The 13648-nt window shown below is 47.7% G+C and carries 12 protein-coding genes and 1 tRNA gene; 3 read left to right on the top strand and 10 right to left on the bottom strand.

What is annotated here, in order from left to right; translation table 11 throughout:
• Positions 1-145 precede the first annotated feature (145 nt).
• Both DW085_RS13620 and DW085_RS13615 read left to right on the top strand, forming a co-directional pair.
• The gene (locus tag DW085_RS13620; protein WP_243034033.1) at positions 146-1300 is read left to right on the top strand and encodes a hypothetical protein; all 1155 of its coding nucleotides are present in this window, start codon (positions 146-148) and stop codon (positions 1298-1300) included.
• Positions 1301-1417: 117 nt separating this feature from the next.
• Positions 1418-2266, top strand: coding sequence for an aminotransferase class IV (locus DW085_RS13615; RefSeq protein ID WP_107001264.1), 849 nt, complete (start codon positions 1418-1420; stop codon positions 2264-2266).
• Between the two features lie 180 nt (positions 2267-2446).
• On the opposite strand, the gene DW085_RS13610 is transcribed toward DW085_RS13615, so the two are convergent.
• From DW085_RS13610 to nifS, 5 genes are all read right to left on the bottom strand, one after another.
• Positions 2447-2536: transfer RNA gene (locus tag DW085_RS13610), tRNA-Ser, on the bottom strand.
• An 80-nt stretch (positions 2537-2616) separates the two neighbouring features.
• On the bottom strand, positions 2617-3837 hold the full coding sequence (locus tag DW085_RS13605; RefSeq protein ID WP_118493208.1) for an N-acetylmuramoyl-L-alanine amidase: 1221 nt from the start codon (positions 3835-3837) through the stop codon (positions 2617-2619).
• 140 nt (positions 3838-3977) lie between these two features.
• Positions 3978-5057 carry a tRNA 2-thiouridine(34) synthase MnmA gene (mnmA, locus tag DW085_RS13600; RefSeq protein WP_118493206.1) on the bottom strand — a complete coding sequence of 360 codons (1080 nt, stop codon included), beginning with the start codon at positions 5055-5057 and terminating at the stop codon, positions 3978-3980.
• A complete protein-coding gene (nifU, locus tag DW085_RS13595) occupies positions 5057-5494 on the bottom strand; it encodes a Fe-S cluster assembly scaffold protein NifU (protein WP_022358753.1) in 438 nt (145 codons plus the stop codon). Before nifU ends, mnmA begins: the two co-directional genes overlap by 1 nt.
• A 64-nt stretch (positions 5495-5558) precedes the next feature.
• Entirely contained in the window at positions 5559-6746 is a 1188-nt protein-coding gene (nifS, locus tag DW085_RS13590; protein ID WP_022358754.1) for a cysteine desulfurase NifS, read from the bottom strand.
• A 781-nt stretch (positions 6747-7527) separates the two neighbouring features.
• Here nifS and DW085_RS13585 point away from each other — a divergent pair.
• Positions 7528-8466: a LysR family transcriptional regulator gene (locus tag DW085_RS13585; RefSeq protein WP_107001266.1), complete on the top strand. Its 939-nt coding sequence runs from the start codon at positions 7528-7530 to the stop codon at positions 8464-8466.
• Positions 8467-8736: 270 nt separating this feature from the next.
• Here DW085_RS13585 and DW085_RS13580 read toward each other — a convergent pair whose 3' ends face one another.
• The 5 genes from DW085_RS13580 to DW085_RS13565 form a co-directional block, all read right to left on the bottom strand.
• Positions 8737-9915, bottom strand: a complete 1179-nt coding sequence (locus DW085_RS13580; RefSeq protein WP_107001267.1) for a pyridoxal phosphate-dependent aminotransferase — start codon at positions 9913-9915, stop codon at positions 8737-8739.
• Between the two features lie 129 nt (positions 9916-10044).
• Positions 10045-11292: a dicarboxylate/amino acid:cation symporter gene (locus tag DW085_RS13575; protein ID WP_107001268.1), complete on the bottom strand. Its 1248-nt coding sequence runs from the start codon at positions 11290-11292 to the stop codon at positions 10045-10047.
• A gap of 273 nt (positions 11293-11565) precedes the next feature.
• Positions 11566-12204, bottom strand: coding sequence for an SDR family oxidoreductase (locus DW085_RS13570; protein WP_243015249.1), 639 nt, complete (start codon positions 12202-12204; stop codon positions 11566-11568).
• Complete coding sequence (locus DW085_RS19885) at positions 12126-12359, bottom strand: hypothetical protein (RefSeq protein ID WP_243015244.1); 234 nt, start codon at positions 12357-12359, stop codon at positions 12126-12128. Before DW085_RS19885 ends, DW085_RS13570 begins: the two co-directional genes overlap by 79 nt.
• A 328-nt stretch (positions 12360-12687) precedes the next feature.
• Positions 12688-13521, bottom strand: coding sequence for a fumarylacetoacetate hydrolase family protein (locus DW085_RS13565; protein WP_243034032.1), 834 nt, complete (start codon positions 13519-13521; stop codon positions 12688-12690).
• Positions 13522-13648 lie beyond the last annotated feature (127 nt).

The raw sequence follows: 13648 nt of genomic DNA, 5'->3' as shown, positions 1-13648 counted from the left end.
AAAAATGAATCATGCCGCCCAATTTACGGGCTTTCGATCTGGCTTTTCCTGTTTTGTTATAAGTTTCCCTTATTATAATATCTGTTCTTTCTATTGGCAAGTTTTTCATTCATCCTTTATAATTTTTAATAGTCAACAAAAGAAAGTGAGTGAAAGGTATGAAACAATTCAAAAATTTCTACGAAGCACATACGCCAAGTACATTCTGCCGGGCGTCCTGCTGCAATCGGTTCTGATTGGCGGCGGCTATGCAACCGGACGTGAGATTTATTCTTACGGTGCGAAATTCGGAGCAATGGGCTGGATCTCCGGACTGACGATCGGCATCGGTTTTGCCCTGTTTGCCTTCCTGACCTTTGAGATCTGCCGGATCTACAAGGTTTACGATTATAAAAACTATATCAAGCAGGTCATTGGACCGCTCTGGCCGATGATGGATATTTTAACTGTCCTCATCGCGATTCTGCTGATTGCCGTTATGGCAGCCGCAACTGGAAGTATTTTCGAGCAGGTCGGACTTCCGAATATTCTCGGCTCCGTTGTGATCGTTCTGATTTGCGGACTCCTGAACTTTAAGGGTTCCAAGATGATCGAGAAATTTGAATCGATCGGTACTATTTTACTGTACGGCGGCTATATTCTGTTTACAATTCTGGTACTCGTCAACAAGGGCGGCAACATTTCCCATGTATTCAGCACGATGGACACCAGCACCTACGACGGCTCTGTCACTGTTCCGCTGTGCATTTACACCGGTATCCTGTATGTTGCCTACAACATCAATTCCATCCCGATGGGCATGTTCTCCCTGACACGCCAGACCAAACGGAAAGAAACCTTTATTTCCGGTCTGATCGCCGGTCTTCTGATGGTTATTCCGTGGTTTTTGTCTTACTTTGCGATGATGTGCTTCTACGGTGACACCTCCATCGTCGGCGCGGATGTCACAACCCCGTGGATGGAAATGATCAAGGCAGTCAACGGCGGACCGGCACTGATGGCACTGTTCAGTCTCGTTATGGGCTGGACGCTGGTTGAGACGGCAACTGGCTGCATCCACATGATCATCGACCGTTTCGACGTTGCCATGGAGGAAAAGGGCGCTGCCAAGCTGTCCGATACAAACCGCGGTCTGATTACGGTCATCACGCTGATCGCTGCACTCGTATTATCCCGCGTCGGCGTTGTCACCTTGATCGAGCAGGGCTATTCGTACCTGTCTTACGGATTTATCCTCTTCTACCTCCTGCCGACGCTGCTGGTAGGCGGATATAAGATTATTAAACATAAAGACAAATAAATATGTAATGATAAGAACACATCCGCCTGTGGGAGATTTCATCTTATAGGCGGATGTGGTATAATGTAAACACTTGACGAGTTATTTTCGAATCAACATAGAAAGGAAGTATATGCAATGAAATATGTCGGATATTACAATGGAGAAATCGGCCCTCTCGAGGAAATGAAAATCCCGATGTTGGACCGCGCCGTTTATTTTGGAGATGGCTGCTACGATGCCACCACCTTTGCAAACAACAACATTTTTGCCGCAGACGACCACCTCGACCGTTTCTACAACAGCTGCAAGCTGCTGGAAATCCCGTTTGAAATGTCGCGTGAAGAACTGCGTGCCGAGCTGCAGAAATGCATCGATGCCAATGAGATTGACCACGGTATGCTGTACTGGCAGTGTTCCCGCGGAACTACCTATCGTGGACATCAGTTTCCACCTGCTTCCGTAAAACCAAATCTGATGATTTTTACTGTTCCGTGCGACCTGATTCCATTTGATAAGACTTTCCGCCTGATCTCGATGGAGGACACCCGTTTCCTGCACTGCAACATCAAGACGCTGAACCTGATTCCAAGTGTCATCGCTTACCAGCGCTGCATCGAACAGGGCTGCCAGGAAACGGTCTTCCACCGCGGCGAACGCGTCACCGAATGCGCCCACAGCAATATCTTAATCATCAAGGACGGCGTTCTCTGCACCCCACCGAGAGATAATCTGATTCTTCCGGGCATCACGTTAAAACATCTGCTGATGTTAGCTGAGAAAAACGGCATCCCGACCAGCGAGGCACCATTTACCATGCAGGAACTGGCAGACGCCGACGAAATCATCGTCAGCAGCTCCGGCGGGCTCTGCATCCAGGCCGTTGAACTCGATGGTAAACCAATCGGAGGAAAAGATCCGAAGACGCTGAAGACTTTGCAGGATGCTTATGCGGAGTTTTATGCGGAAGATACGAAGGTACGGTAAAAATCCATAAATTTGCCAATCAAGGGCTGTCACTCAAAACGTGGCAGCTCTTTTTCGCTTGCGACATGTTTCTGCTTCGCGCAAGTGCGCATCCTCGCGGAGCATTTTTTGTTTCATAGGACACAATTTCCTATGAAATAAAATAAGGGATCCCTGTATTTACAAGGATCCCCCAGGAAGCGGAGACGGAGGGATTCGAACCCTCGTGCCGGGATGAACCGACAAACGCATTTCGAGTGCGCCGCGTTACGGCCGCTTCGCTACGTCTCCAGATATTAGGTGTTTCTCTTCGAAACACCTATACTATTATACATGATAGTTTGACTTTTGTCATCTGTTTTTTTCACTATTTACTGATAATACGCATCAATTCCGTTCGCAATTCCCCCGGCAATCAATTCCTGATAATCATCCTGTGCCATCTTCTGGTCTTCTTCCGGGTTGCTCATAAAGCCCATCTCGACAATGGAAACCGGAATCTTACACCAGTTGATGCCGCTCATGCTGTCTGTCTCCTGCACACCGCGGTTCTTGAAGCCGGTTGCCGCGCAGACAGAGTCCGTGATCTTCTTGGAAAGAGAATAGCTTGCCGCGTGAAGCCCGCCGTTGTACGGGTTGGTCGCCGTCTGGCACATGGAGAGTGTTCCGTTGACTGTCGTGTTATCCAGCGAATTGCCATGAATCAGGACAAAAATGGAGGCGCCGCTCTTGTTGGCGATCTCCGCTCTCTCCGCATTGCTTAAGTTGACATCGTTGGACTCCCGGATCATGACGACCTGATAGCCTCTCTCTTCCAGAATCCGTTTTAACTTCTTCGAAACTGATAAAGTCAGCTCATATTCCGGCAGCTTCGTCGATACACCTTCGGTGCCGGAAGCCACCTTCGCCTTCATGGTCGAGGAGCCCGGTCCAACTGGTTCTTTGTCCGGATTGCCCTTTGCCTGATGTCCCGCGTCGATCGCTACGATACGTCCGTTGGACACCGGTGCACCCTGTGCATCCGCTTCTGCCCCCTGCGCTGTGACCGTCGCTTCCTCACTGCCCGGCTCGGTCGTCGTCAGGTATTCGGAACGGATAAAACAGCTCTTGTCCTTATAAAGCACCTCGCTCCAGCCGTCTCCGATACCGACGCGCTGCACGCTGTCGCCCTGATTCAGCTGTGTCACAATCTCATACTCCGTTCCACAGCCCGAACGCACGTTGAGCAGGTTCTCAGTCGCATACACTGTCTCATCGACACTCCGGAAGCCGCTCGCCGTCGTTTTGTCACTCTCCAGCTCGCTCTGGTCCGCAACCGCCGCTGCATCCGCCTCCTGAATGCCCTGTGCATCTTCCAGCTCCAGACTTCGCTTTGCCGCATTCGGCACCTGTTTCTTCGCTGTCTGTTCCGCCGGTTCTGTCTCAGCAGCCGCCATCTGCACCTGCTTCTGTGCCTGATTCGGAAGGGTAAATCCCGCATGGCTTACGCCAATGGAACCCGCCGCGACCACAATCGCGGTCACCGCCGCCCAGAAACGTTTCCGGTAATCCGGTGTGCCTGGCTTTCTTTTTCTGCTTTCTCCTCTTGCCATTTATAAAAAACTCCAATCTTACAGAAGATTCTAACCTCTCCATGATCCGCGCATTCACTGTTTCCAATCAATCCCATCGCAGCACAACTTTGATGCCGACAGACATTTCTGCCCAATTAAAATCTTCTTTCATTTCTATATTATTCGATCGTACCGCCGCCTACGACATATTCGCCGTCATAAAAAACGACTGCCTGTCCCGGCGTCGCCGCTCTCTGCGGCTCATCAAATACGCATTCCACCCGATCTTCGCCAATCTTGCGGATCGTACAGAGCGCCCCTTTGTGGCTGTAACGAATCTTCGCACTGACGCGCATCTCCTGATCGCCCAGATCCTCAATCGCCATCCAGTTGAGATTCCGGCAGGTCAGGCAGTTGGAAAAGACATCCTCATTTTCCCCGATCACAACCTCGTTCGTCTCCGGACGGATCTCCGTCACGAACACCGGATGACCGAGTGCCAGATTTAAGCCCTTTCTCTGTCCCACTGTATAATGGGTAATTCCTTTATGATGACCTAAAATATTGCCGTACTTATCTACAAAATTGCCTTCGTCAATCCGGCAATTACTATTTTCCTCGATAAATTTTGCATAATCGTTGTCCGGCACGAAACAGATCTCCTGACTGTCCGGCTTGTGTGCCACCGAAAGTCCAATCTCCTCCGCCATCTCTCGAATCTTGTCTTTCGTATATTCGCCGACCGGCATCAAAGTGTGTGCAAGCTGATGCTGGGTCAGGTTATAAAGCGCGTAGGTCTGATCCTTCGCCGCCGTCGCAGACTTGCAGATCGCATAGCGGCCATTCGGCAGCTTCCTCACGCGCGCATAATGTCCCGTTGCAATATAATCAGCCCCAATTTCCAGACTTCTCTGCAAAAGGGACTCCCATTTTACATATCGGTTACAGGCAATACATGGATTCGGTGTGTGCCCGTCCAGATATTCCTGTACAAAGTAATCCATGACATTTTCTTTGAACTCTTTTTTGAAGTTCATCACGTAATACGGGATCTCAAGCCGTTCTGCAACCCGTCTGGCATCATCGACAGCGCTCAGACCACAGCAGCCGCCGTGCTCTTCCTGCTCTACATTCGTCTCATCCTGCCAGATCTGCATTGTGACGCCGATCACATCGTATCCTTGTTCTTTTAAAAGCCAGGCAGCCACGGAGGAGTCAACTCCTCCTGACATGCCGACTACTACTTTTTTCTTTTTCATCAATACTCTTCTTCGACGTCTTCCTCGCCGATATCCGTCTTCGGTTTTACGAGTCCTTTGATCTCAATGCCATTCTTCTGAGCATAATCCCAGAGAGCAGCGTGAATTGCCTCCTCTGCGAGCAGAGAACAGTGTACCTTAACTGGCGGAAGTCCGTCCAGTGCCTCCATAACGGCTTTGTTGGTAACTTCCATCGCTTCCTGGATAGTTTTTCCTTTTACCATCTCGGTCGCCATGCTACTGGTCGCAACGGCTGCACCGCAGCCAAATGTTTTAAATTTTACATCCTGGATGATCTGGTTGTCATCGATATCCAGGTAAATACGCATAATATCACCGCATTTTGCGTTGCCGACGGTACCCATACCGCTGGCATTTTCAATCTCGCCTACATTTCTCGGATGCTGGAAATGATCCATTACTTTCTCTGAATACATCGGGTGTTTCCTCTCTATATCTTCATTCACTGTGTATGTTCATTTTGCTTAAAATGTCTAAATCTTACTGCTGCGGATGTTTCTTAATGTAATCCTCATACAGCGGAGACATAGAACGAAGACGTTCTACAATCTTCTTTAAGCAGTCTACCGTGAAATCAATCTGCTCCATGGTTGTCTCGGCTGACAGGGTCAGACGCAGGGAACCGTGTGCAATCTCATGCGGCAGTCCGATCGCCAGAAGTACATGGGACGGATCCAGGGATCCGGAGGTACATGCAGAACCGCTGGAACCACAGATGCCTTCCATGTCAAGCATGATCAGCATGGACTCACCCTCGATGAACTGGAATGCAAAGTTTGCATTGTTGGAAAGTCTCTGGGACGGATGTCCGTTGAGGCGTGCAAATGGAATTTCTTTTAATACACGCTCGATCAGGTGGTCACGCATCGCTTTTTCTTTTGCTGTGCGCTCTTCCATCGTCGCCATCGCAATCTCAACTGCCTTGCCGAATCCTACGATACCAGCCGTATTCTCGGTACCGCCGCGGCGTTTACGCTCCTGTGCGCCGCCGTGGATGAAGGAACGAGTCTTTAATCCGGTACGGATATAAAGGAAGCCGGTTCCCTTCGGTCCATTTAACTTGTGGGCGCTGGAACTGAGCATATCGATATGGCACTCATCTACATTGATCGGAACATGACAAAATGCCTGTACCGCATCGGTGTGGAATAAAATGCCGTGTTTCTTCGCAATCTCACCAATTTCCTTGATCGGCTCAATCGTACCGATCTCATTGTTTGCAAACATAACAGAGATTAGGATGGTGTCCGGACGGATCGCCTTCTCCAGCTCGTCTAATTTAACAACACCGAACTCATCTACATCCAGATAAGTAACCTCAAAGCCTCTCTGCTCCAGGTACTCACAGGTGTGCAGAATCGCATGGTGCTCAATCTTGGTCGTGATAATGTGCTTGCCCTTTGCCTGATATGCCTCTGCTGTGGAAATCAGCGCCCAGTTATCAGACTCCGTGCCGCCGTAGGTAAAGTAAATCTCGTTGGACTTTGCGCCCAGCGCTTTCGCGATCGTCTCGCGGGCCTGTGCAATCGCTCTCTTCGGCTCTGCCGAAAATTCATAAACGGAAGACGGGTTGCCGTAATACTCCGTAAAATACGGGAGCATTGCCTCCACTACTTCCGGACGCGTTTTGGTTGTCGCCGCATTGTCCAGATAAATCAACTGTTTCATAACTAATAAATCCGCCTTTCTTCTTAGTGTATGCACGCCTGCCTTTATTGTGATTGTATCACACGGAATCTCACGGCAGGAACTCCCCGCCTGTAAACATTTGCTGCGTACATAGTTTGTAGCAATAAAGGTAAAAGCTTCATCTACGTTCTTTATTATTATATAGGAAAATTAAAAAAATACAAGCAAGAATGAGCGGGTTTTTGAAAAAACCTAGTTAAAAATGGGGTATATAATGTGCTCAAGCTATTCCACCCTACTTATCCAGACAATAAAAAACCGTCCAGCTAGGAGGGGTCAACTCCTGACTAAACGGTTTTTTATTAAATCTTTGCTCCACTTCTGCCTTGAAATCCGTTACCCAATCGGCAGCAATTCCGTGGAAACGCATGTTATCCTCCAAGAGGGAATCTTCGGATAACTGCTGTGGTGCTGTCATTGGCTTCTGACCGCACATGGAGGGTTGATGCAATAGGGTTTACATAAATAAAAAGAAATAAACTGGTAACGGATACCTGTCAATACTTATACATAAAAGGGATTGGTATAGAATCAGGTTGGTTCTTCACTTGACATATCGCTATTGTAATATTATTATATATTATTAGGATACTTCTAAGTGAAAACTCTTGTTTTTTCCTGATGGCTATAATATAACACGCATCAACTTGAAATACCATCCCCGGAACGAGAATATAAATATTGTTTTTTTACAATAATATAAGCATTTAAAAATAGTCCTATAAAGCAAAGGCTAATTAAGCTAAATGGAGGCGGAAAAATGTATATTAAAAACCCGGAGTATTTTATTACCACCGTCCGTGAGGGAAGCATTTCCAAAGCGGCTGAAAAATTATATCTGTCACAGCCATATTTAAGCCAGTGTATCGCACGAACCGAAAAGGAATTAGGTGTCAAGCTCTTCGATCGCAGCCATATGCCGCTCAAACTAACTGAGGCAGGAAAAATCTATATGCGTTATCTGGAAAGTGTCGGAGTCCTGACCGGGCAGTTTGAGGAACAGCTCGGCGAGCTGAAAACGGGACGCAGCCGTACTCTGAATGTCGGCATGACGCTGTGGCGCGGATCCGTCCTGCTGCCGGATATCCTGCCAAGCTACTCTGAAAGCCACCCGGATGTCCGCATCACCTTACGTGAACACCACACTGCCCAGCTCTCCAAGCTGTTACAGGAGGATCAGATCGATTTTGCCCTGATGAATATGCCGCTCAATCTGGATGATTTCGTCTATGACACCATCTTCAATGAGCGCCTCCTTCTGGTAGCCAGCAAGGACCATCCGGCTATCCGCGGTCTGGAAGCAGGCACTCCGGACCATCCGCTTCCAATCGACATGAAAAAGCTGCGCCGGGAACGCTTCATCCTGCTGCAGGAGGATCAGGTCATGGGACACGCCATGAAAAACCTCTTTGCCAAGATGAATATGGAACCAAAGGATGCCCTATACACCACCAGCAGTACGACTTCGGTCAACCTGGCGGCAAGAGGGTTCGGCATCACCTTCCTCCCGGAAGGCGGAATCCGCCACACTGCCCACGTGGAGCAGCTTGCATTCTTCACCGTAGACAATCCACCGTTCAGCGTGCCGCTGCTGCTTTTATATAAGAAGAACAGCATTATTTCACCACACGCGAAGGATTTTATCGATATGGTGAAGGAGTATTACCGGAATCTGGAGGAAAAGAAGATTAAGGCATAAGAATTTGCTCTTTCTCTGTGCATTCTGTTTCTACATATATTTTAGAATTTTTGCACAAAACGTACAAAATGGGACTTCAGCCCCTAATAGACACAGGCAGCCTAGACGATATCCGTCGAAGCTGCCTGTGTTTTATTTCATATTTTTCTATCATTTCTTGGTCGAATTTATTTAACATTTGAAGAATTTTTATTCTACTATTCTTCCTTATCCAGATTCCGACCATTCACTCGGTCTTTCAATTCGTAAAGCAAATTTTTTAAGTAACTTTTACTTACGAATCTTCTCCACAAATTCCTTCAGTCTCTTGCATCCCTCAACAACATTCTCATAGCTGTTTGCAAAGGACATACGGATATAGTGGTCGCCTTCGCTTCCGAATACATCGCCCGGTACCATTGCTACCTTGGCATTTTCAAGAAGCAGCGGAGCAAATTCCTGGCCGCTCATGCCAAGCTTTTCGATGTTGATGAAGATGTAGAATGCACCCTTCGGGCAACGACAGCTCAGTCCGTCGATCTCGTTGATTGCTTTAACTGCATAGTCGCGGCGTCTCTGATACTCTTTTACCATGTCTGCTACTTCGTTCTTCTCTTCTTTCAGCGCTACGACGCCGGCTTTCTGTACGAAGGAACTTGCACAGGTAACCACGTGCTGATGCAGCTTATTGACAGTCTTGACAATCTCTTCGCTGCAGGCTGCGTAGCCGAGACGCCAGCCGGTCATGGAGTATGCTTTGGAGAAGCCGTTTAATGTGATGGTTCTCTCCTTCATGCCCGGAAGAGAGGCGATGCTGATGTGTTTTGCATCATCGTATAACAGTCTCTCATATACCTCATCTGATATAATCATGATATCGTTCTTCACAGCAATCTCTGCCAGTTCTTTCAGCACATCCTCTGCCAGCACACCGCCGGTCGGATTGCTCGGAGTGATAAGAACGAGTGCCTTGGTCCGTGGGGTAACCTTTGCACGAATCTCATCCAGATCAATCTGGTAATCATTCTCCTCTTTCAATGTATAGGTAATCGGAACCGCGCCCAGAAGCTTCGGAACATTTAAGTAGTTTAACCAGCCCGGATTCGGAACCAGAACCTCATCGCCCTCGTCGAGAATTGCTGCCATGACATCAAAAACTGCCTCGGAAAGACCTACACTGACGATGATCTCAGTCGGTTTGTACTCTACATTGTTCTGCGTCTTTAATTTCCAGGCAATCGCCTCCCGCAGCTCCATGGTACCAAAGTTGGAAGTATAGAATACATCGCCTTTTTTGATATCCTCGATGCAGGCATTCTTGATGTATTCCGGTGTATCGAAATCCGGACGCCCTAACTCAAAGTGAATGACCGTCTCTCCTGCGCGCTCCATTGCCAGCGCCTTTTCGTTTACTTTACGGATTCCAGACGGAACCAGTTCATCCATTCTTTTTGCGAATAATTTATCCATAATAAAATCTCCTTTTCATTCTGCATATACTCTCAGATTCTCATTGGTCCGCATCTGCTGACACTTTTCCAAGAATATTTTATTTTTCCTGGTAGCCGGCCGGAATTCCGTTTTTCTGTTCTCCAGCCCTTACGCTGCCTTCGTCTCGGTTTCCGCACCAGTTCCCAGCGTATGCATCATGCCCTCGCTGCGTGCTACTACCATGGTAGTTACCACATCACCGGTTACGTTAAAGGTTGTATTTGCCATATCAATCAGTCGGAAGATACCGGCAATCAGACCTACAATCTCCAGCGGAAGTCCCATGTTCGTCAGAAGAATCGTGGTCATGATGATCGCGCCTCCCGGAACACCCGGACAGCCCATAGCTACTAATACAGTAGAAATAATAATGTTTACCAATGCGGACGGTGTCAGGTTCATTCCATAAATCTGTGCCGTCATTACGATAGCTGCTGCATAGTAGATACATCCACCATTCATGTTGATGGTTGCGCCAAGCGGCAGGGAGAACGATGATAACTCGGAAGATACGCCAAACTCATCATTCGTAACAGAGGTTGTGATCGGAAGAGAACCGCTGCTGCTGGTGGTGCTGGCCGTTACAACCCATACTTTCCAGATACCCTGCAGCCATTTCTTTACCGGGAACTTTGCCAGAAGCGCTACCATCGGAATATACATCAGTAAAACAAGGATTACATCGGAAGCATAAACCGTGAGAATCAGCTTTCCGAGCGGTCCAAAGATTTTCAGACCATATGCACCAACTGAATCTGCTAACAGTGCACATACACCAATCGGAGAAAACTCCATAACAATAGCTGTGATTTTATACATTGCATTGGCACAGCTCTGTACACCTGCTAAAAGGCGTTCCCCCTCTTTTCCCATCATGATAAGTGCTACGCCTAAGAATACCGAAAATACGATAATCTGCAGCATATTTGTGTTGGTAAAAGAAGTGAAAATGTTGGATGGGAACATATCGATTAACGTATCAATGATACTCGGCATCGCCTGCGCCTCATAATCAGTCGATTGTGATAACGCGGTTAAATCAAATCCTTTTCCTGGATTGATGATGTTTGCCATGATAAGCCCTAATCCTACACAGAGTGCAGATGTCAGCGCATACAGTCCAACCACCTTCACGCCAATGTTCCGAAGCTTTTTCAAGTCTCCTAAGCTCGCGACTCCCGCTGTGATGGAAAAGAATACCATCGGAACGACAATCATTTTAATCATATTTAAAAAGATGGTTCCCAGAGGTTTTACAATGGTTGCTTTTTCTCCAAATACGAGTCCGATGACAATACCAAGGCCAAAACCGATGAACGTCTTTGTCGCCAAGCTCAATTTCTTTTTTTCTTTCATGAATATTCCCCTTCTTATGCAATACCCTCACTTACTGTTCACACATATGTGACCACCATGTTGTTTCACAGCACTTTCTATTTCAAAAGTGCCTGCTTTAAACAACCTCCTCTATGCTATATTCTCTCCCAGATTTCATTTCCCCAAATGTCCTCCGGGAGAGAGGTATCTGCAGTTCCGGGTAAATTTCCCAATTCACCTGCAAAACATGCCTTCCGTGAACTCTTCCGGATGTCCTGCATTCCGAAAATGCATCTTTGCCATGTTTTGCAATTAGTATGCTCTTGTCATCGCACCGTCTAACAGGATGGTCTGACCAGATACGTATGTATTCGCCTCGGAGCACAGCCATGTAGCCAGACGTCCGTATTCATCGATGGTGCCGTAGCGTCCCATCGGGAACTTCTTCAGGTCTTCCTTCTCGTAATCTGCTACGCTGATGCCAGCCTTGTCTGCACGCATCTTGTTCAGATTCTCAATTCTTGCGGTGCCGATACGACCTGGTCCAATGACATTGACTAAGATATTGTCTTTGCCGACCTCACTCGCCAGGGTCTTGCTCATGCCGACAACGCCCATTCTCATGGTATTGGAAAGAATCAGGTTGTCCAGGCAGTCCTTAACGGAAGAAGAAGTTGAGTTTACGATACGGCCGCCGCCGAGACGTTTCATGGACGGGAGTACCGCACGGATGGTTCTTACGTAGGAGAGCAGGCACATCTCAAAAGCGCCCTCCCATGCCGCATCATCAAAGCTTACGAACGGTCCCGGCTTCGGACCCGGACACATATTTACGAGTGCGTAGATATCGCCCAGTGTTTCAACGGTGTGTTTTACAAGTGCCTCGATGTCCTCCGCCTTGTTAACATCGCAGAGGAAGGTCTCCGGACGGTTTCCGGTTTCTTTCTCAATCTCAGCCTGTGCTCCAGAAGCTGATCTTTAAACGGTTCTGCGGTACAAATCATAACCTTTGCACCTTCTCTTGCCATCTCGGTTGCAATTCCCTTGCCAAGTCCGGCTGCTGATGCCATACAGAGAACTACTTTGTCTTTTAATCCTAAATCCATGTTGCTACCTCCTGCTTAAAATGAATATATAAAATGATTTGAATGTTCTTTTTGAATTTTTCGTTTTTTTGAAGTATCTTATTTCCCAAATGTATCTGATATGTGTCAGTTTCTTGGAATTGGGATGGCGCTTTCACGCCATCCCCGGTACATATTACAAGGCGATTCTATTTGGGGGAAATCACCATGCAGCCCATTTTTATCTCCATCCATCACGGATGAAATCTCATTTTTTACGCTTCTTTCTCCGGATGTTTCTTTAAATCAACAACCGGGTTTACAAGTGGTGTCATCTCGAATCCGTCCGGTCCGGTGATGCGGCACTCTGCTACATCGCCATCCTGGATATGGAACGCTCTCGGTGTTCCGGTGGAAAGGATGTCTCCGGCGTACCAGCCTGGATGCTGCTGTGCAGGGATACCAGACGCGGCGGTCTGTGGGTCATGTTTGCTACTACGTTTTCTGCATGAACTTCACCGTTGTGAACACTCTGGACCAGAAGTTCATTGACATCCGGTACCTCATCCGGGGTTACCAGCTCCGGACCGAAGGAGAAGAAGGTCGGGAAGTTCTTTACGATGGTTAAATATCTCGGGTTGCCGCTTACATAATCATTTCCCTTTAAGATGGATTCCTCAGTCATATCAAGGATGGTGGTGTAACCGACGATGGCATCCTGCCAGTTTTCTTCGGATACATCTCTGCAATCCTTGCCCATGATGATTCCAAGCTCAGCCTCTGCGGTGGTTTTCTGTGCTTCTTTTAACTTCGGAAGCAGGATTTCATCGCCCGGACCAATCAGGGTGTCTGCCTGCTTGAAGAAGCTTCCCGGAAATCCCTTCGGAGCTGCAGAACCGATGTCTCCGGCATGGTCTGCATAGTTAAGGCCGATACCAAAGATACGTTTCGGGTTGCGGTAGAGCGGTCCGTATACAACTTTCTCGCTCGGAACCAGTCCCGGAATACTTTCCAGCTCTTCCTTGCCGCCTGCGTTATACCATTTTGTCAGTCCCGGAATCTGCTGCTTCTGGATGAGACTCATGACATCCTCGGCCCATGCGGTTCCCTTTGCTGCATTCAGTGCCTCAATCGGAAGCACTCCATTCTTTAAGACGATACCGGCTTTTTCTGTTCCGTTCACTTTGATAGTTGCAAATCTCATATGGTTTCCTCCTTTATCTGTCAGAGATTGCTTCTTCAGAAGTTCTATTTGTCTGTTTCTTTTCATTTTGTTTCAGCGTCTGAAACCCAACCTCTTGAAGCTCTCTGTTTCTTTCTGACATTACTTT

Origin of the sequence: Clostridium sp. AF50-3 (genome assembly GCF_003477445.1) — a bacterium.
Taxonomy (GTDB): Bacteria; Bacillota; Clostridia; order Lachnospirales; family Lachnospiraceae; genus Otoolea; species Otoolea fessa.
Note: the sequence above shows the minus strand (reverse complement) of the source record. Positions and strands in the feature narration are given on the sequence as shown.

Coding starts and splice junctions, on each gene's coding strand:
- nifS (WP_022358754.1), bottom strand. CDS start 6,746: ATGAAACAGTTGATTTATCTGGACAATGCGGCGACAACCAAAACGCGT.
- DW085_RS13585 (WP_107001266.1), top strand. CDS start 7,528: ATGTATATTAAAAACCCGGAGTATTTTATTACCACCGTCCGTGAGGGA.
- DW085_RS13605 (WP_118493208.1), bottom strand. CDS start 3,837: ATGGCAAGAGGAGAAAGCAGAAAAAGAAAGCCAGGCACACCGGATTAC.
- DW085_RS13615 (WP_107001264.1), top strand. CDS start 1,418: ATGAAATATGTCGGATATTACAATGGAGAAATCGGCCCTCTCGAGGAA.
- DW085_RS13580 (WP_107001267.1), bottom strand. CDS start 9,915: ATGGATAAATTATTCGCAAAAAGAATGGATGAACTGGTTCCGTCTGGA.
- DW085_RS13565 (WP_243034032.1), bottom strand. CDS start 13,521: ATGAGATTTGCAACTATCAAAGTGAACGGAACAGAAAAAGCCGGTATC.
- DW085_RS13575 (WP_107001268.1), bottom strand. CDS start 11,292: ATGAAAGAAAAAAAGAAATTGAGCTTGGCGACAAAGACGTTCATCGGT.
- DW085_RS19885 (WP_243015244.1), bottom strand. CDS start 12,359: ATGGATTTAGGATTAAAAGACAAAGTAGTTCTCTGTATGGCATCAGCA.
- nifU (WP_022358753.1), bottom strand. CDS start 5,494: ATGTATTCAGAGAAAGTAATGGATCATTTCCAGCATCCGAGAAATGTA.
- mnmA (WP_118493206.1), bottom strand. CDS start 5,057: ATGAAAAAGAAAAAAGTAGTAGTCGGCATGTCAGGAGGAGTTGACTCC.